This window comes from Allobosea sp. GW823-FHT02B03 (genome assembly GCF_058797755.1).
This window is the reverse complement of record NZ_JBXAJY010000006.1, coordinates 108,792-126,455: the sequence shown is the minus strand read 5'-3', so window position 1 is coordinate 126,455 and position 17,664 is coordinate 108,792. Positions and strand designations below refer to the sequence as shown.

Annotated in this window: 12 protein-coding genes and 1 pseudogene; 9 read left to right on the top strand and 4 right to left on the bottom strand. The window is 61.8% G+C overall.

Translation table 11 applies throughout. The features are described 5' to 3' along the window. Positions 1-520: 520 nt before the first annotated feature. On the top strand, positions 521-1,963 hold the full coding sequence (locus tag AC1REK_RS20805) for a DUF1254 domain-containing protein (protein WP_492270573.1): 1,443 nt from the start codon (positions 521-523) through the stop codon (positions 1,961-1,963). Between the two features lie 228 nt (positions 1,964-2,191). Here AC1REK_RS20805 and AC1REK_RS20800 read toward each other — a convergent pair whose 3' ends face one another. Further along, positions 2,192-2,656: a tyrosine-type recombinase/integrase gene (locus tag AC1REK_RS20800; RefSeq protein WP_492270572.1), complete on the bottom strand. Its 465-nt coding sequence runs from the start codon at positions 2,654-2,656 to the stop codon at positions 2,192-2,194. A gap of 284 nt (positions 2,657-2,940) precedes the next feature. On the opposite strand from AC1REK_RS20800, the gene AC1REK_RS20795 reads away from it, so the two are divergent. Both AC1REK_RS20795 and AC1REK_RS20790 read left to right on the top strand, forming a co-directional pair. After that, complete coding sequence (locus AC1REK_RS20795) at positions 2,941-3,174, top strand: hypothetical protein (protein WP_327521675.1); 234 nt, start codon at positions 2,941-2,943, stop codon at positions 3,172-3,174. Positions 3,175-3,404: 230 nt separating this feature from the next. Then, positions 3,405-5,924, top strand: a complete 2,520-nt coding sequence (locus AC1REK_RS20790) for an arylsulfatase (RefSeq protein ID WP_492270571.1) — start codon at positions 3,405-3,407, stop codon at positions 5,922-5,924. A gap of 760 nt (positions 5,925-6,684) precedes the next feature. Here AC1REK_RS20790 and AC1REK_RS20785 read toward each other — a convergent pair. Next, positions 6,685-7,694 (bottom strand): annotated as a pseudogene (locus tag AC1REK_RS20785) (IS110 family RNA-guided transposase). 756 nt (positions 7,695-8,450) lie between these two features. On the opposite strand from AC1REK_RS20785, the gene AC1REK_RS20780 reads away from it, so the two are divergent. Beyond that, positions 8,451-9,419, top strand: coding sequence for a hypothetical protein (locus tag AC1REK_RS20780; RefSeq protein ID WP_492270570.1), 969 nt, complete (start codon positions 8,451-8,453; stop codon positions 9,417-9,419). Positions 9,420-9,714: 295 nt separating this feature from the next. Here the strand turns inward: AC1REK_RS20780 and AC1REK_RS20775 are convergent, their stop codons facing one another. Further along, positions 9,715-10,017 carry a hypothetical protein gene (locus AC1REK_RS20775; protein WP_327521678.1) on the bottom strand — a complete coding sequence of 101 codons (303 nt, stop codon included), beginning with the start codon at positions 10,015-10,017 and terminating at the stop codon, positions 9,715-9,717. A gap of 389 nt (positions 10,018-10,406) precedes the next feature. Here AC1REK_RS20775 and AC1REK_RS20770 point away from each other — a divergent pair. Beyond that, a protein-coding gene (locus AC1REK_RS20770; protein WP_492270569.1) for an IS3 family transposase occupies positions 10,407-11,518 on the top strand; the annotation gives its coding sequence in 2 pieces (ribosomal slippage) (positions 10,407-10,662 and positions 10,662-11,518; 1,113 coding nt in all). Positions 11,519-11,951: 433 nt separating this feature from the next. On the opposite strand, the gene AC1REK_RS20765 is transcribed toward AC1REK_RS20770, so the two are convergent. Further along, a complete protein-coding gene (locus AC1REK_RS20765) occupies positions 11,952-12,176 on the bottom strand; it encodes a hypothetical protein (protein WP_316019758.1) in 225 nt (74 codons plus the stop codon). A 432-nt stretch (positions 12,177-12,608) separates the two neighbouring features. Here AC1REK_RS20765 and AC1REK_RS20760 point away from each other — a divergent pair, with 432 nt between their 5' ends. The 4 genes from AC1REK_RS20760 to AC1REK_RS20745 all read left to right on the top strand — a co-directional run bounded on the left by AC1REK_RS20760 (position 12,609) and on the right by AC1REK_RS20745 (position 17,651). Continuing rightward, positions 12,609-12,872, top strand: a complete 264-nt coding sequence (locus AC1REK_RS20760) for a hypothetical protein (protein WP_327520944.1) — start codon at positions 12,609-12,611, stop codon at positions 12,870-12,872. A gap of 162 nt (positions 12,873-13,034) precedes the next feature. Then, complete coding sequence (locus tag AC1REK_RS20755) at positions 13,035-13,991, top strand: class I mannose-6-phosphate isomerase (RefSeq protein WP_327520943.1); 957 nt, start codon at positions 13,035-13,037, stop codon at positions 13,989-13,991. Continuing rightward, positions 13,988-16,270: a glycosyltransferase family 4 protein gene (locus AC1REK_RS20750; RefSeq protein WP_327520942.1), complete on the top strand. Its 2,283-nt coding sequence runs from the start codon at positions 13,988-13,990 to the stop codon at positions 16,268-16,270. The genes AC1REK_RS20755 and AC1REK_RS20750 overlap by 4 nt, the downstream gene beginning before the upstream one ends. Before the next feature lie 37 nt (positions 16,271-16,307). Next, positions 16,308-17,651 carry a glycoside hydrolase family 130 protein gene (locus AC1REK_RS20745; protein ID WP_327520951.1) on the top strand — a complete coding sequence of 448 codons (1,344 nt, stop codon included), beginning with the start codon at positions 16,308-16,310 and terminating at the stop codon, positions 17,649-17,651. Positions 17,652-17,664 lie beyond the last annotated feature (13 nt).

Sequence of the window (17,664 nt, the reverse complement as noted above, 5' to 3'; positions counted from 1 at the left end):
GACTCTGGCTCTTTGCCGGAAAGCGGACTTTGGGAGCGCGGCAGCTGGACGACCGAAGTCGACCGGTAGCCGACGGACTTGAAACAGCCGAGATCGAGCGCTTGTAGACCCTCAGGCGCACGCGATTTCGTATTCGGTTGCTTGCGGCGCTGATCGCCTGCCTAGCAGTCGAGATCGAATTCTGCCGCGGCTTGCCCCGCTGGAGCATTCTATCCCTGACTTTCCGACGCACGAATACCAGCAGGCCGTGCAGGATATGGCCGAGACGACCGGGAAATCAGCCGCGCACTGGACGCTGCGGAATGACGCAAGGTTGGCGCAAATGAGTGGTCTTGCTGCCGGATTGCTGCTTTGCCGCAGAGGCGGAATTCACCAAGCTCGCCGAATGGCCAGGGGCGGACATGCAAGCAGGGCTGGTTCGACCGTTCCTGGCATTGTCGTTCATCACCGAGATAGCGTAGCGTCACCTGCGACCTACGCGTGCTTAACCACAAGTTGCGAACCGGAAGGAAGTGTTCAGATGCTGACGAAACGCGATCTGCTTGGCTCCGCTGCGGTGGCCGCATTCGCCGCAGCGACGGCAAAGTCCACGCCGGTATTTGCGCAGAACAAAGCCGAATGGCCCAACATGTTTGAAGCCAAGGACATCGCCGAGGCAGGGTTCATCTACGGCCTGCCTATCGTGATGAACTATGCCGTCATGCATGAATATGCGATCGATCGCAGTTCCGGGCAATTCAAGGCTCCATTCAATCAGATCAAGAATGAACCTAACGTCTTTACATACAAAGATACGGCAATCGTCACGCCGAACAGCGACACGCCCTATTCCTTCGTGTGGATGGATTTGCGGGCGGAGCCGGTGGTGCTCTCGGTGCCGGCGATCGATTCGAAGCGCTACTACTCGGTCATGCTCTGCGACGGCAATACCTACAATTACGGCTATATCGGTACCCGTGCCACAGGGAGCGAGGCCGGCGATTACATGGTGGTCGGGCCCGACTGGAAGGGTGACACCCCGGCGGGCATCAAGCAGGTGTTTCGTTCGAGCACACAGTTTGCCCTAGCGGGCTATCGCACCCAGCTTTTCGGCCCGGATGATCTCGACAACGTCAAGAAGGTGCAGGCTGGCTACAAGGTGCAGATGCTCTCGGCCTATCTGAAGCAGACGCCGCCGCCGGCTGCGCCAACCATCGATTTCCCCAAGATCGACAAGGAACTCGTGAAGTCCAACTTCTTCGAGTATCTCGACTTCGCGCTGCAATTCGCGCCGGCGCAGGACAACGAGAAGGAGATTCGCGCCAAGCTGGCACGCATCGGCGTTGGGCCCGGCAAGACCTTCAACTTCAAGAATCTCTCTCTGGAGCATAAGCTGGAGATCGGCCTTGGCATGAAGGAAGGCCAGCGGAAGGTCGACGAGGCCGTCGCCAGTGTCGGCAAGGCGATCAACGGCTGGCGGCTTAGCGGTCTTCCCGGCGATAGCGTCCACTATAATGGCGACTGGTTGAAACGTGCCGTCGCCGCGCAGGCCGGCATCTATGGGAATGATCCGGAGGAAGCGACCTATCCGTTCACGCGCGTCGACAGCGATGGCCAGACGCTCGACGGCAGCAAGCACAACTACACGCTGACCTTCCCGGCCGGACAATTGCCGCCGGTGAGTTCGTTCTGGTCGCTGACGATGTATGACGGCAAGTCCCAACTCTTGATCGAAAATCCGCTCAACCGTTATCTGATCAACTCACCCATGCTGCCCGCCATGAAGACCAACGCGGATGGATCGCTGACGCTCTACATCCAGAACAAGTCTCCGGGCGCCAACAAGGAAGCCAACTGGCTGCCTGCTCCGAACGGGCCGATCTACTTGGTGATGCGGCTCTACTGGCCGAAGACAACGCCGCCTTCGGTCCTGCCAGCGGGCGAAGGGACTTGGCAGCCGCCCGGACTGAAGCGCGTCTCGTAACCCCACAAGGGGATACGGTGCCGAGGCCGGAGGCGCCCGAAAGCGCCTCAATGCCTTGGCTCGGGCGAACTTCCGCTTGCCATCCCTGCTCAGACCATGGCGAGGTCCGCTTTGCGGCAAGCTCGCCAGTGTCAGCTTTCGGGCGAGCACCTAATCACCGGTTTCGACCCAATGACGCCGTTGGCTGAATGGCGAAAGTGGCACGGCGGATGCCCGCCGTGCTCGTGGTCAGAGGTCGGTTTGCTCCGAAAGGAGAAGCGCATCGTCAACCTCGATGCCGAGATACCGCACGGTGCTTTCCAGCTTTGTATGGCCCAAGAGGAGCTGACAGGCGCGCAGATTGCCAGTCCGTTTATAGATCAGCGCTACCTTCGTGCGGCGGAGACTGTGAGTTCCGTAGAGCGCTGGATCCAATCCGATCAGAGCAACCCAATTGTCGAGGAGACGGCCGTACTGGCGCGTTGTGATGTGATCGCCAGGCCGGCTACGGCTCGGGAAGAGCCAACCCTCTTCACAAGGATTTCTTTTTCTGAGCCACGCGGTGAGCGCCTCGCGGGCGGAATCGGTTAGTTCAAGCTGAAGCCGCGTGCGTATCGCCCAGATATGCTTTGGCTTCAGAGGTGGTTTCGGTCCGATGATGCGCCCGAGATTCCACGCTTGATGAGGCAGTTGGTTTTGCGCTTGGATATCCATGGCAGATCCCCCTCTTGGGAGGCCGCATCCGGGTTATTCTATCATAAGCTGTCGCGCTCGCCTCGTGCCAATTCCCGACCTTGGAGTTCCGCCTAAAGCCAGACGCTCAGGTTTGACCCTGCCTTCCTCAAACAACGACGTCAGTCGCTCTTGGCTGGCGGACACCCTTGACATCCGGCTGTAACTCCTCCGCGCGACACCTTTCATCACTTGGGTGAGCCGGTCGAGCGGCCGCGCCGCCAGGCTGGTCCGATGTGTCGCCTTCCTTCAGCATGTGCAACAGCATGTCGGCGATCGTGCGCCTCGTGACGGCGGGCGCGGGGATCGGGATCATGCCGGCAAAGCTGGTCGACGAAGCGCTCGCCGCAGGGCGATTGCACCATCTCAACCACCTCCCGCTGGTGACGCCGCAGGAGATTTTCATCGCTCTGCCGCTCAGCGTGCTCGACTTGGCCGTTCCCGTCACGACGGATGCAATTAGAGCCGTGGTGCGCGGTCACAGTCCAGATTCCTCATAGCAACTTGGCGCCATTTCGGCGATGGTGACTGCTTCAGCAGAGGTGCGGCAGATGCTCGGCCCTTTTGCGATCGAGCCTTCGCCCATTGCCGCCTATGGCGCGCCGCGAATGCACGCAGCGAACCAGCGCGCGACAGGCGGAGGCCCTGATAGCCCTCCGTATAGTTCACTGCGTCGCAAGCTTTGGCCGACCCCAACGTCTTTGCATGAATGGGAAGAGGAGAGTTTCGCATGCGCTTCCATCGGCACCTTCTGCAAACGAGCAGCTTCGCAATTCTTCTCAGCCTGGCCGCACCATGCGGGTCCGCAAATTCTCAGGTACTGACCGGCACGCCGGGGACACCAGGCTCCACGACCACGATCCCGGGAAAACAGATCCCACCCGTGCCGCCAGAATTCGGCGGGGTGATCAAGGAGAAGTCCTCGGAGTCAAAGCCCTGGTGGGCGCCGCGCGTCGTGCCGCCGAAAGGTGCGCCCAACGTCCTGGTGATCATGACCGACGATGCCGGCTTTGGCGCACCCGGCACCTTTGGTGGAGTCATTCCGACGCCGGCGCTCGACCGCATCGCCGCGCAAGGGCTGCGCTACACTAATTTCCACTCCACCGCACTCTGCTCGCCGACGCGGGCGGCTTTGATCACGGGACGCAACCACCATTCGGTCGGTGTCGGCGTCGTGGGCGAGATATCGACAGGCTACCCGGGCTACGACTCGATCATCCCCGCCGACAAAGGCACGATCGGCACGATCCTAAAGGCGAACGGCTACGCGACCTCGTGGTACGGCAAGAACCACAACACCCCCTCGTACCAGTCGAGCCAGGCCGGGCCGTTCGAGCAATGGCCCAACGGCATGGGCTTCGAATACTTCTACGGCTTCGTCGGCGGTGATGCGAGCCAGTGGCAACCTAACCTCTATCGCAACACGACGGCGATCTATCCCTTCGAGGGCAACCCTGGCTGGAACCTCACCACGGCGATGGCGGATGAGGCCATCCAGCAGATGAGGCAGCTCAAGGAGATCGCGCCCGACAAGCCATTCTTTATCTACTACGTGCCGGGCGGCACCCATGCGCCGCATCATCCGACGCTGGAATGGGTCGAGAAGATCGGCAATATGCATCTGTTCGACGAGGGCTGGAACAAGCTGAGGGAGACGATATTCGCCAACCAGAAACGCTTGGGCATCATGCCCGAGCATGCCAAGCTGACGCCCTGGCCCAAGGAGCTTCCCGAGTGGGATTCCCTCGGCGTCCTCGAGAAGAAGCTCTTCATCAAACAGGCCGACGTCTACGGGGCCTATCTCGCGTATACCGACCACGAGATCGGCCGCGTCATCCAGGCCGTCGAGGACCAAGGTCAACTCGACAATACCCTGATCATCTATATCAGTGGCGACAACGGCGCCAGCGCGGAGGGCATGCTCAACGGCACGCCGAACGAGTTCACCACCTTCAACGGCGTTCCCGTGCCGGTGAACGCCCAATACCTCTGGTATCCGTTCTGGGGCTCGGACAAGACCTTCCCGCATTTCGCGGCGCCCTGGGCCTGGGCGATGAGCACGCCGTTCAAATGGGTGAAGCAGGTGCCGTCGCATTTCGGCGGGACCAAGCAGGGCATGGCGATCTCCTGGCCCGGCCATATCAATGATGTCGGCGGCATCCGCCGCCAGTTCCACCACGTCATCGACATCGTCCCGACCATCCTCGAGGCGACCGGCATTCCCCAGCCCGAGATGGTCAACGGCATCAAGCAGAGCCCCATCGAGGGGGTGAGCATGATGTACACATGGGACAAGGCTAGCGCCGAGGCTCCGACCCGACACGCGACGCAATATTTCGAGATGCTCGGCAATCGCGCGATCTACAGCGACGGCTGGATCGCGTCCACGACGCCGGTGACCCGGCCTTGGGAGCTGAGCACTGCTCCGCCGCCGGATATCGATGCCTATCAGTGGGAACTCTACGATCTGAAGGCGGACCCGACCCAGTTCAACGACCTAGCCGCCGCGATGCCGGACAAGGTCAGGGCGTTGCGGGCGATCTTCGATTCCGAGGCGAAGAAGTACAACGTCCTCCCGCTCGACAACACGACACTGCTGCGCTGGAACACGCCGCGCCCCAACCTTACGGCCGGGCGAACCGTCTTCACCTATTCGGGGGAACTGACCGGCGTGCCGCCCAGCGCGGCGCCGAGCGTCCTGAACAAGTCCTACACCATCACTGCCGACGTCGACATTCCCGAGGGCGGCGGCGAAGGCATGATCGTCACCGAAGGCGGGCGCTTCGGCGGCTACGGCCTCTTCCTCAGCAAGGGCGTCGCCGGCATTCGCAGCGGCAAGCCGGTCTTCCTCTACAATCTGCTTAATCTCAAGCGGACGGTCTGGTCGGGGCCGGAGCTGAGCCCCGGCAAGCACACCATCACCTTCGACTTCAAGTCGGACGGACCAGGCCTGGGCAAGGGCGGAACCGGCGTGCTTTCCGTCGATGGCAAGGAGGTCGATCGGAAATCGATGCCCCACTCCATGCCAGTTACCTTCCCGGAGGACGAAAGCTTCGACGTCGGGCGCGACACCCGCACCGGGGTGGCGCTGCTGGAGTATCGCTACGATCCGCCGTTCAAGTTCAACGGCAAGATCAACAAGCTGACGTTCAAGCTTGAGCCGCAGGTCGCGGCCGTCGCGGTATCGAAGGCGGAACTGGGGCCGACGCAAGCCCCGGATCCCGACCCGATTGAAGAACCGAAGCCGTAGCTCGGCTTGCTCGACATGCTCGCGTCTCAGCACAGCAGCGGAAGGCCATTGCTCGCCGTCACGGGCCTATTGGAGGCTGTCACAGGGCTGGGGCTGCTGGTAGCACCTTCCGAGGTGGTCGAGCTGCTGGTCGGGGCGGCACTGGGCTCCCCCGCTGGAGCGACACTCGGTCGTGTGACCGGTGTTGCACTGCTCGCTCTTGGCGCAGCCTGTTGGCTCTGCCGAAATGAGGCTCCCCGAGTGACGAAGGGGTTGCTCACAGCGCTGCTGCTCTACAACCTCGGCGTTGTCGTGGTGCTCGTTGCTGCCTGGGCGGGCTTGACGCCCGTTGGCATCGCATTTTGGCCAGTGGTCCTGGCTCACACAGCGCTAATGGCTTGGTGCGTCGCGAGCCTGACGATGTGCACGTAGCTGCTCTGGCTGAGTGCTGTGCGCAAGGAGAGATCTGGCGCTGAACATCTGCGCCGTCGCGCATTACGTTGGGGGTCAACCATATTGCGCCATGTGTGGACGGCTCTCCTTTGGCAAGGGGTTTCGAACGCTTTTGCAGGTCTGGTCGGTGCGGCCATGTGTTCGACCTGTTGGTGCGGCGCGCATGGCAGCTGGCCATAATGCCTTCCGCGAGGACGGGTCCCGACCAAAAGCACGCGCTTGAAGGCGCTGTGGCGCAAATGGGTTTTCCCGCTCTTCGGTTCGACCGGCTGGCTGCGTTACGTTCGCGTTGCCCTTCCCAAGCTCTTCGGCGTGGCTCGCCTGATTTCTAGATCGCCAGCGGGACCGGCTCGCGATAGGCCTCACCGGTGGTCATGATCGCCCAGACCATTCCGGGCGGTCTTGTTGGCCAAGGCGACGGTCGCGATCTTGGTCGTTCGCCGCGCCAGCAGTTGCACCAGCCATGGCCGGCGTGTTCCGTTCCGTTGCGCATAGCGCACGACTGCCAGAGCGCCGACGACAAGCAGTTGGCGCAGGTATCGGTCGCCCTGTTTGGTGATGCCGCCGAGGCGCTCCTTCCCGCCGCTGGAGTTCTGCCGCGGCACAAGACCGATCCACGCTGCAAGGTTCCGGCCTGAGCGGAACGCCTTTGGTTCAGGGATGCTGGCGACGAGCGCGCTCGCGAGGAGCGGGCCGACACCCGGTACATCCATCAGCCTGCGCCCGGTCTCGGTCGCGCGGGCGCTGGTTCTGATCCGACGGTCCGCTTCCAAGATCTGATCGTTGATCAGGGCGAGTTGGGCAACCAACATTGCAAGACATGTCCGCGCCTCGGCCGGAACCTGCTCGTCGCCTTCCGAGATCAGGCTAATGAGAGTGCCCAGCCCCTGTCTCCCGATCGGCGCCGCCAGCCCGAACTCCGCCATGTGGCCTCGGATCGCGTTCGAGAGCTGGATGGCGCATGAGCGTCAGCCGGGCCCGGTGAAGGACCATAACGCTCTGCTGCTCGACGCTCTTCACCTCGACGAACCGCATGGTCGGACGGGTGACAGCTTCACAAATCGCCTCGGCGTCGGCTGCGTCGTTCTTCTGCCGCTTCACATAGCTCGGCGGCATCAGCCGGACCTGGTGGCCAAGCTTCGTCAACTCGCGGGCCCAGTGATGCGCCGTGGCGCAGGCCTCGATCCCGATCAGGCAGGCTGGCAGCCTCGCGAACAACGGAAGCAGCTGGGCTCGCCGAACCTGCCGACGGAGCACGACTATCCCGCTCTCATCGACACCGTGAACCTGCAACACCGACTTCGCGATATCCAATCCAATCGTGGCTGCCTGGTCCATGCTCTCCTCCATTTCTGCGAGAGCCTATGCTCCCGCGGGGCTGGAGAGCCGTCCACGCATCAGGAGCGGACATTTGCTCATTGCCCGGAAGCGGACGTTCCCACCCGGGTGGGCGTATCACCCTTTGCACGCTTCCTTGGGGCCCAACGCGAGGGCGACGGCGGCAAACAAGGCGGCGTTTGTCAATGGCTTCGAAAGCACGGCGATGACATCCGCAGCATGTGTCATTTCTCGAGCCTTGATTTCACTGTGAGCGGTGATCACGATCGTCGGGATATGAATCCCGGCTGTGGCCAGCGACTTGCGAGGAGCTGCGCGTCGAGGGCTAACGACGCTACTAATTCTCGGTACTCTGCAATCATTGCGCTATTGGACGTGTTGTCCGCTTTGGTCCAGTGCTCAAGCGCGCGACTAGCCAATTCGTACGCTTCGCAGGTCTCGAGAAAGGACAGGCTGAAGGCGAGATCAAAACGATCTCGCCAAACTGGGAAGCGTAGTTTGAGACGTGCACGCCCGCGTTCCTGGATCGGAGTCATGACTCGGATATCCAAAGGTCAGGGCGTGCCGCTTTTGATCGGTGCCCTCCTCATCGCCGCTCCTCAATTATGCGCGTGGTGCCCAGTATTCTCTATTGGTCCCGAGGACATGCGAAGCGCTTCCTGAGCGATTACTCCGCCGGTAAGACCGAGATTGCGCTGAAGGCTGTATGAGCGCACGATGGGTACGAGGTTGATCAGCTGCCGGAGCAACTCACCAATGGTGCGATCACCGAAATCCGTCAGTGAATCGGATGCCTGTGCCCGTTCCGAGATCTCTGAAGATGCTATTCGCGACGGATTGCGCCGCCTTTTAGCAAGCGCCGACTTTGATGTGCCTGAACGTGTGCGTCGATTTCTTTCTTATGTCGTTGAAGAGACCATCGCTGGGCGGTCCAGCGGAATCAAGGCGTATACAATCGCTATCGAAGTCTTTGGCAGGGGAACAGATTTTGACATTGTGAACGATCCCGTCGTTCGTATCGAGGCGGGACGGCTCCGGCGCGGATTGGAGCGGTACTATCTGCTCGATGGCAGGACGGCGCCTCTTCTGATCGATTTGGCAAAGGGCCGGTATGTGCCCAGCTTTCGATGGCGGGTGAGCGATCAAAGTGACCCAGAGCCGATCTCGACTTCCATTCTCCAGCCGAGCGTCCAAGCGCCACGAATGATAGATGGGCTGAAAAGCCACTGGCTTGTCAGCTCCGCCGGAGCGCTGGTGATCGGCTTGTTTGTCGCCGTTATAGCGCTGGTTGCCTCGCTGCCACCGGCAGTACCAATGGGCCAAGCACGTCCGTCACTTCTCGTGAAGCCCTTTGTCAACCTGACAGGAAGGGCCGAAGTGCAGATGTTCGCGGCAGAACTTGACGACGAAATCGTCACGCAGCTTGCCCCAAATGAGGAGATAATGATCTCTCGGAGCGAGCCTTCAGCAGCCTTCGCAGTTTCCACCGCTTCGGCCCGCAGCCAATCTCGCCGGCGCCTCCTCGAGGGCACGATCCGCGCTAGCGAGGGCAAGCTCAGAGTCACTAGCCGCCTCATAGACAGCGAAACGGCCGCGATCATCTGGTCGGGCATCTATGAGGCCGATCTGAGGGTGAGCCGCGGCTTCGATATGGAGACGGAGCTTGCGGCGAGGATCGTCTCCGACGTGCGGCTCCGCTTACGACCAGCAATGGTCAGGCAATAGTTGGCACGAGATGTCCAGCAAACATCATCCTCGCCGGGTCGTGATAGTTTGATGTCCAAGCTGCGCTTGCTGTTTTGATTGGCTGTCGACAGGTGCAAGGCAGCGCGACAACCACGCTCCTTGAACTTGAGCCGAAGATGGGCCGTACCATCTCCGGCCCCTCTGCCGCCCGATGCGGGTCAAAACGACAGAGAAATGATCTGTAGCACAGTGCCGAACGAGAGTCGCAGTTTATCACTAAGCCCCTGTCCACGAGCCATATACGCCTAACGCTACCAGTGTGTGTTCTGGCGGATCATGGCTTGGCGAGGGCTTCGATGGCGGCGGCTGCCTTTTCCAGCAGATCTGCCGTATAGGGACCGCCTATTTCCTGTTCCGCCAAGGCCATTCGGCGCACCGCATCCACCGCTTCTCTAAGAGCTTGGTTGTAGCCGGCGGCGAACGCTGCGGTTGCGGCAGGCCGAACTAGGTCGAGAATCTGAGCGCGATATTCCTCGGACGAGGACTTCCATCGCAGATAGCGCTCGTCACGCATTACGTCGTGGAAGGCTTTTGCAGCGACTTTTACCGCTTCCTTGATCTGGAAAAACTTTCCCATAGCTTCCCCTATGTGCAAGCGCCTTTTTTGGGGTCAAGATAAGCGCAAAGTTGGCACATCGGATAAATCCGCTTAGCTTTGCCCGAGGCATGCGAAATCACCGGCCTCGTCCACCTCATTTTTGATGTCTGCGGGCGGCAGGTCGCTCATCCTTGCGCGTGGTCGGAGGCGCGGGGAGAGGGCCCCAGCGCCGGGGATGCCACCACCGGCCAGCGCGTCTGTTGATCACGACATTGCCGAATAGGCATTGCGACGAGCAGCCGTGATGACCGCGTCAACGTGCAACGATGGTTTCCATGCCGCCGCAGATACCTGTCTGATCAGTGCTGTTGATGTTGCCCCCTGAAGCGCCCTCGGTTTGAATTGGACTCCGTCGGAAGGAGACGGAGATGAAGAAGAGCCGGTTCAGCGAAGAGCAGATCATTGCGGTGCTGAAGGAGCACCAGACTGGGGTTCCGGTTGCGGATATCTGCCGGAAGTACGGGATCAGCGATGCGACGCTCTACAATTGGCGCAATCGCTATTGCGGGATGGAGGTCTCCGACGCGCGCCGCCTGAAGACGCTCGAGGACGAGAACCGCAAGCTGAAGAAGCTCTTGGCGGAGTCGATGCTCGACGTCGCCACGCTGCGCGAGGCAATCGGAAAAAACTTCTGAAGCCCGGATCGCGGAGAGCGTTCGTGACCTGGGCGATCGAAGAGAAGAGCTACTCGCAGCGACGGGCCTGCGGTCTGATCGAGCTTGATCCGAAGACCTATCGCTATGCCTCGCGGCGATCCGACGATGTGGAGATCCGGGAACGCCTGAAGATCCTGGCAGGTCGGCGTCGGCGGTTCGGCTACCGGCGCCTGCACATTCTTTTGCGGCGGGAGGGCTTCGCGCTGAACCACAAGAAGCTGTTCCGGCTCTATCGGGAGGAGCGACTGACGGTGCGCCGGCGTGGCGGGCGCAAGCGCGCGCTCGGGACACGGGCGCCGATGACCATGCCACAAGGGCCGAACCAGCGCTGGAGCCTCGACTTTGTCGCCGACCAGTTCGTCGATGGGCGGCGCTTCCGCGTCCTCGTCGTGGTCGACGACTTCACCAGGGAGTGCCTGGCGCTGGTCGTGGACACCTCGCTCTCCGGCCAGCGGGTCGCCCGCGAACTCGATGCGATCATTGCCCTTCGCGGCCGGCCGCTCATGGTGGTCAGCGAGAACGGCACCGAGTTGACCTCGCGTGCGATCCTGCAATGGCAGGAAGATCGTCAGGTCGAGTGGCACTACATTGCGCCGGGCAAGCCGATGCAGAACAGCTTCGTCGAGAGCCTGAACGGTCGCTTCCGCGACGAGTGCCTCAACGAGCACATGTTCCGCAACCTGCCGAGCGCCCGGCGGCTGATCGAGGAATGGAGAAACGACTACAACACCCACCGGCCACATACGAGCCTCGGTGGCCTCACCCCGAATGAGTTTGCAACCCGGTTCAGGACGGACCACATCGAGAGCAGAGTCCAGTTATGAACGAGGGCAAATAGGGGGCAGCATCACCGCCACTCGATTTCCTGATCTGCTACCCTGCCAACGCTGTTGACGCTATCAGTCAGCATTGAACCAAGGAGCCCCAGTCTTGGGCTCAACATTTTTGCGACCGACGCGGATCAATGCGATACGATGGCGGAAGCGAGTGCCATCGCTGCAATGAGACCGCCATAAGCGAGCCAGATCGGGTATCGGCTCAAAAGCCAGATTCTGTATAAATTCCAGTGTGAGATGACGCTTGTCATTGTGATCTCCGAAGTCCTGTTAGCGGGGAATTTCCAGTATTCCCGAACTGCCGGCTCGAAGTCAGTGTTTGGCGGATTCTCGGCTGACGATGCATTCCGCAAGGTCCGCCGAGCGGCTCCCGACAATGGTTGCCAGCCGCGATGCGAAGCCGATTGACGCAGAACCAGTCTCAGAGGCTTTCGACCATGCGACCGGCAAATGTCAGATGGTCCGCGCCGATCGAAGTGATCCTGATATGGCACCGCCCACCGTCGTCGGTCTCCAGCATCAGAACGCCTTGAAGGTCGGCAAGAGCCAATATGTTGGGGTCGCAGATGAGCTTGCCAGATCTCTCTTTCGACATGTCACAGACCATCTCCGCACGCTGTCCTGTCTTCGTGATTAGACGAGCCATGGCTCAAAATCCTTCTGCGCGAGGGCTGAAAGCCGCGTGGGCATCGGAATGATGAGCTGCCAGCTCCGGCAGGTCCCTAGACGGCCTACGCGGGCGTCGAGACTTCAATATGGCTACTTAAAGCACGATCGGTAGAGCGCGGCAGAATTAAAATCAGCAAGATACCCGAAAAAATAAAATAATAATCCATGATATCAGCGTTTTAAACCGATTCATGATAAGAAAAAATTCTAGAATAACAATTCTCGGCGGGAGTTTTGAAACAAATCTTACTTGATGTCTTGTTTCAGGCTGAATTTGTCCCATATCCAGATCACGATTCCACGGCAATGAAATCGCTGATTGCGAGCGACGGGCGGCTGCCTGGAGGGCCTTACCGTGTTGTCAGAAATCTCAGACGCTTCAGGGGCGCACCTTAGGAAGGAAGCCGTCGTGACCAGTCGCACCACGCAGATCTGCGTACATTTTTCGTTCCCGTTTCTGCTGCCCGGTTTCGAGGCACCTCTGCCCGCCGGGGAGTACCGGGTCGACTACGACGAGGAAACAATCGAGAGCGCTTTCAGGCTCGCCTGGCGACGTGTCGGCGGCTTTGTCCATTTGCCGGCTATCGGAGCGGCCGGGTCTTTCCATCAGATGGTTCCGGTCGAGCCGGCTCACCTCGCAGCGGCCCTTGAAACAGACCGGCAGCTGTCTTGACCGTCAGGACCTGAGTGCCGCGGGCAGGAGCCCGGCCGCTCTCGGGGAGGCAAGGCCGCTACCGGCGCTGCCTTCGACGACATCCATGCCTCGACGGCCCCGCCGCAGCAGCGTTCGACAACCCGGTCGAACTGTCGAAGCCCGGCGACTTTGGAGTTTGCCATGGCTCTTGAACTGGTTCGCTTGCAGGCCGTCCCAAAGCCTTGGGGCTCACGTGATCTCCAGCCCTGGAGTGGGGTCGATCATCATGGCGCCGCCATCGGCGAAATCTGGTTGCAGCGCCTCGATCCTGCTCTTGATCCCGCCTTGCTATTCAAGCTGCTGTTCACGAGCGAAGCTCTCTCGATCCAGGTGCATCCCGATGACGACGCTGCCCACGCGATGGGGCTTGCACGCGGCAAGACGGAAGCCTGGTACGTGCTCGCAGCCGAGCCCGGCGCCACGGTGGCAGTCGGCCTGAAGTCGTCACTCTCACGGGCACAGCTGCGAGCCGCAATCGAGGACGGTTCAATCTGTCAACGCCTGTCCTGGCGAACCGCTGTTGCGGGGGATGTCATCTTCGTACCGGCAGGGACTATACACGCGATCGGCCCGGGCCTCGTGCTCGCCGAGATTCAGCAGCGCAGCGACACGACCTTCCGCCTGTTCGATCACGGTCGCCAACGCCAGCTTCATATCGAGCCCGGTGTTGCTGTCGCCCATGTCGGACCGGCCGCAAGACAGGCGCCGACGCGGCGTTTGAGTGATGCCAGGACGCTGCTCCTGACGACCGCGTTCTTCAGCTTCGAGCGCTTCGAGCTTGCGCCCCAGTCGCTATGGGAACTCCGCGCGCAGGCCGAGACTTGGCTGCTGGTAATCGCTGGAGATGGCCGGATCGGGCCGTGGCGCGCGCAGATGGGCGAAGGCTGCTTCGTGCAGGCTGAGACCACGCATCTCGCCGCCGGGCGAACGGGCCTGACCTGCCTCGTCGCCTATGATGCCGCCTTGCCCAGCCATGACCTTCTTCGGCCGATTGCAGTCCGAAATGCGACCGCCCCGGCCGTCAGCACGATTCACCGGCCTCTGCTGCTCGCCGCGAGGGCGAATACGCAGATTCCAACCACAGAGGCACGAACATGACCGCACTTCACCGGATCGCCTTCATCGGCAACTCGCTGCCACGCCGCTGCGGCATCGCGACCTTTACCACCGATCTGCAGCAGGCGCTGGCCGCATCGGCCCCCGATTTGGTGACATCGATCGTAGCGATGAACGATAGCGACGGGTACGACTATCCGAGTTCCGTCGGGTTCCAGATCCGCGATGACCGAATAGAGGACTATGCGCGCGCTGCCGATTTCCTGAACGAGGGCCGGTTCGACGTCGTCTCGCTGCAGCACGAATTTGGCATCTTCGGCGGCGAGGCGGGCGCGCATGTCGCCGGATTGCTCTCACGCCTGACGATGCCGGTCGTCACCACGCTCCATACCGTCTTGTCAAAGCCGAGTCCGGCGCAGCGCGGCGTCATGGAGCGGATCGTCGACGCCTCGTCCCGTGTGGTCGTCATGGCGGAAAAAGGGCGCGACATGCTGCGCACCATCTATCGGCTTCCCGCCGACAAGATCGAGGTGATCGCGCACGGCATCCCCGATTTTGCTTTCGTCGAGCCGGACGAGGCCAAGGCCAGGCTCGGCTTCGCCGGCCGCTCGGTGATCCTGACCTTCGGGTTGCTCTCGCCCAATAAGGGCATCGAGGTGATGATCGATGCGATGCCGTCGATTCTGAGACGCCGGCCCGACGCCATCTATGTCGTCCTGGGGGCCACCCACCCTCATCTCGTCCGCGAGCAGGGCGAAGCCTATCGCATTGGCCTGCAGAAGCGCGTCCACGAGCTCGGCATCGAGGATCATGTCGTCTTCCTTGACCAGTTCGTCGATCGCGAGACGCTGCTCGGCTTCATCGCGATGTGCGACGTCTACGTGACGCCTTATCTCAACGAGGCGCAGATGACCTCGGGCACTCTGGCCTACAGCTTCGGGCTCGGAAAAGCGGTCGTCTCGACGCCGTATTGGCATGCTCAGGAACTGCTCGCCGATGGCCGCGGCGTGCTGGTGCCGTTCAGCGACGTCGTCGCGACCGGCGACGAAATCGCAGGATTGCTGACCGACACGATCAGGCGACAGGCCATGCGCCGGCGCGCCTATGCCAGCAGCCGGTCCATGACCTGGGAGCAGACTGCAAAGCGCTATCTCGCCACATTCGAGTCGGCGCGGCGTACCCGTTTGCTGAACGTGATTGCCGGGACAGCGCAGATAAGACCACCCCTTCAGCCATCCGCACCACCGGAGCTGCGGACGGACCATCTCCATTGCATGTGCGACGACACTGGCCTCTTCCAGCACGCCGTCCACTCTGTGCCGGACCGCGCGCATGGCTACTGCGTCGACGACAACGCCCGCGCGCTGCTTCTGTCCTGCCTTCTCGGCAGCGCCGGCGAGCAGCACCTGTCCGAGCCTCTGACAGCGCGGTTCGCCTCCTTCGTCCAGCATGCCTGGAATCCGCAGGCGCAGCGCTTCCGCAACTTCATGAGCTTCGATCGACGCTGGCTCGAGGAGGTCGGTTCGGAGGACAGCCATGGCCGGACGCTCTGGGCTCTCGGCGAATGCGCCCGCAGCGACATCAGCCCGACACGGCGGCGCTGGGCCGCCGCGTTGTTCGCCGAGGCCCTCCCCACGGTCGATAGCTTCCGCTCGCCCCGTGCCTGGGGATTCGCCCTGCTCGGCCTGGACGCCTACTGCACCGTGGTCGCGGCGCCGTCCTCCACCGTCCGGCTGCGCTCCTTGCTGGCTGACCGTCTGCTCGCTCTGCTGTCGACGGTCGAGACGCCGGACTGGGTCTGGTTCGAGGAAGTCCTCTCTTATGACAATGCCCGATTGCCGCAGGCCTTGATCGCCACCGGGCGTTCGATGCAGGTTCCCGCCTATGTCGAGGCCGGCCTGCGCTCGCTGCGCTGGCTGGTCGAGGTGCAGAGCACGCCCGCAGGTCAGTTTCGGCCAGTGGGCTCGGAGAGCTTCGGCGACAGGCTCAGCCCGCCCAAAGCGTTCGACCAGCAGCCCCTGGAGGCCACGGCGACCATCTCAGCTTGTCTTGCTGCCTGGCGCGCCGATGGCGACACGCAATGGCGGGCGGAGGCGATGCGCGCTTTCGCCTGGTTCATGGGCGACAATGATCTGTCGACCCCGCTGGTCGATCTGGAAACCGGCGCCTGCCGCGACGGCCTGCACCGTGACCGGCCGAATGAGAACCGCGGCGGGGAATCCGTGGTATCCTACCTTCTCAGCCTCGCCGAAATTCGCCAACTCTCCCGCATGACCGGGGACCGCCCGAAACTGGCGCCGCTTCGGGTCCTGCACGCGTGAGCCTTTGGCGATCCGCCCAAACTCAATTGAGGCCGCCTTGCCGCTAGCCAGCTTCCTGAACCGGCAGGCCTTGCACCTGCACCCTGATCCCGCCCGGGTCGTAGTGCGCCGCTTCGGACCTTCGCCCGATCCACGCGACATGAACCCCAGAGACAAACTCCGGGCGAACCACATCGTCGCGCGTGTGATGGGACTTGGCCAAGCGGCGGCGGCCAGCCAGCTCGCCGAGGTGTTGGAGAACTTCAACGGCCGGCACCGGAACCTGCTCGAACGCTTCGAGGCACGCGCCGACGAAATGGAGGAGGTGTTCACGGCGCATGGCGAGTTCACCAGCACGCAACGCCAGCTGATCGGATCCTATTTCCTGCACGAGTATTCGTTCGAAGCCGCGGCGCTTTTCAACCCGAGCATCGTCTCGCATCCCGACCAGTCCGGCGCGCCGCCTGGTGGACGTCGCTTCATTCTAAGCGTACGCGCCGTCGGCGAGGGGCATATCTCGTCCCTGACCTTCCGCTCCGGCACGATCGCCGCCGACGGTAGCTTGAGCGTCGATCCGACCTCGCGTCTCGCGACGATTGCGACCTTCCGCAACCGCATGGTCCGTCTCGATGGCGACGACGTCGAAGTGGTCTTCGCCTCAGACGGCGACATCAGCGAGCGGGTGATCTTCCCGATCACGGCGTCGCAGTCGAACGGGATCGAGGATGCCCGCTTCGTCGAATTCGACGAGGACGGGCGAACCGTGTTCCGCGCGACCTACACGGCCTATGATGGCAGGGGGATACGCTCCGAGCTGATCGAGACCACCGATTTCCTGTCGTTCCGGATGTCGCCGCTGCGAGGCAGTGCGGCGGTGAACAAGGGTATGGCGCTGTTCCCTCGCAGGATCGACGGCCGCTACGCCATGATTGCGCGGCAGGACAACGAGAACCTCTATCTCGTCTATTCGGACGACTTGATGAACTGGGACGGCGGCGTCGCTATCCTGAGACCGCAATACCCCTGGGAGTTCATTCAGATCGGGACCTGCGGCTCGCCGATCGAGCTCGACGAGGGCTGGCTGCTGTTTACCCATGGCGTAGGACCGGTGCGACGCTATGCGATCGGCGCGGTTCTCCTCGATAAGCGTGACCCGTCGAAAGTGCTTGCGCGCTCACGCGAGCCCCTGGTCCGGCCGGCACCGTCCGAGCGCGAGGGCTACGTCCCCAACGTCGTCTACACCTGCGGAGCGATGCGCCATCGGGACCAGATCGTCCTGCCTTATGCGGTCTCCGATACCTACTGCAACTTTGCGACGATCAGGATCGAGGCACTGCTGCAGGCCCTGAGCCCCATCACCGCGGATGAGACGCACGATTTGCGGCAGGACGCCCCTCCCTGAAAGGAACATAAAA

Bases quoted from the DNA above. Each gene is read 5' to 3' on its own strand.
- AC1REK_RS20805 (WP_492270573.1), top strand. From the start codon at position 521: ATGCTGACGAAACGCGATCTGCTTGGCTCCGCTGCGGTGGCCGCATTC.
- AC1REK_RS20800 (WP_492270572.1), bottom strand. From the start codon at position 2,656: ATGGATATCCAAGCGCAAAACCAACTGCCTCATCAAGCGTGGAATCTC.
- AC1REK_RS20795 (WP_327521675.1), top strand. From the start codon at position 2,941: ATGTCGGCGATCGTGCGCCTCGTGACGGCGGGCGCGGGGATCGGGATC.
- AC1REK_RS20790 (WP_492270571.1), top strand. From the start codon at position 3,405: ATGCGCTTCCATCGGCACCTTCTGCAAACGAGCAGCTTCGCAATTCTT.
- AC1REK_RS20780 (WP_492270570.1), top strand. From the start codon at position 8,451: ATGGTGCGATCACCGAAATCCGTCAGTGAATCGGATGCCTGTGCCCGT.
- AC1REK_RS20775 (WP_327521678.1), bottom strand. From the start codon at position 10,017: ATGGGAAAGTTTTTCCAGATCAAGGAAGCGGTAAAAGTCGCTGCAAAA.
- AC1REK_RS20765 (WP_316019758.1), bottom strand. From the start codon at position 12,176: ATGGCTCGTCTAATCACGAAGACAGGACAGCGTGCGGAGATGGTCTGT.
- AC1REK_RS20755 (WP_327520943.1), top strand. From the start codon at position 13,035: ATGGCTCTTGAACTGGTTCGCTTGCAGGCCGTCCCAAAGCCTTGGGGC.
- AC1REK_RS20750 (WP_327520942.1), top strand. From the start codon at position 13,988: ATGACCGCACTTCACCGGATCGCCTTCATCGGCAACTCGCTGCCACGC.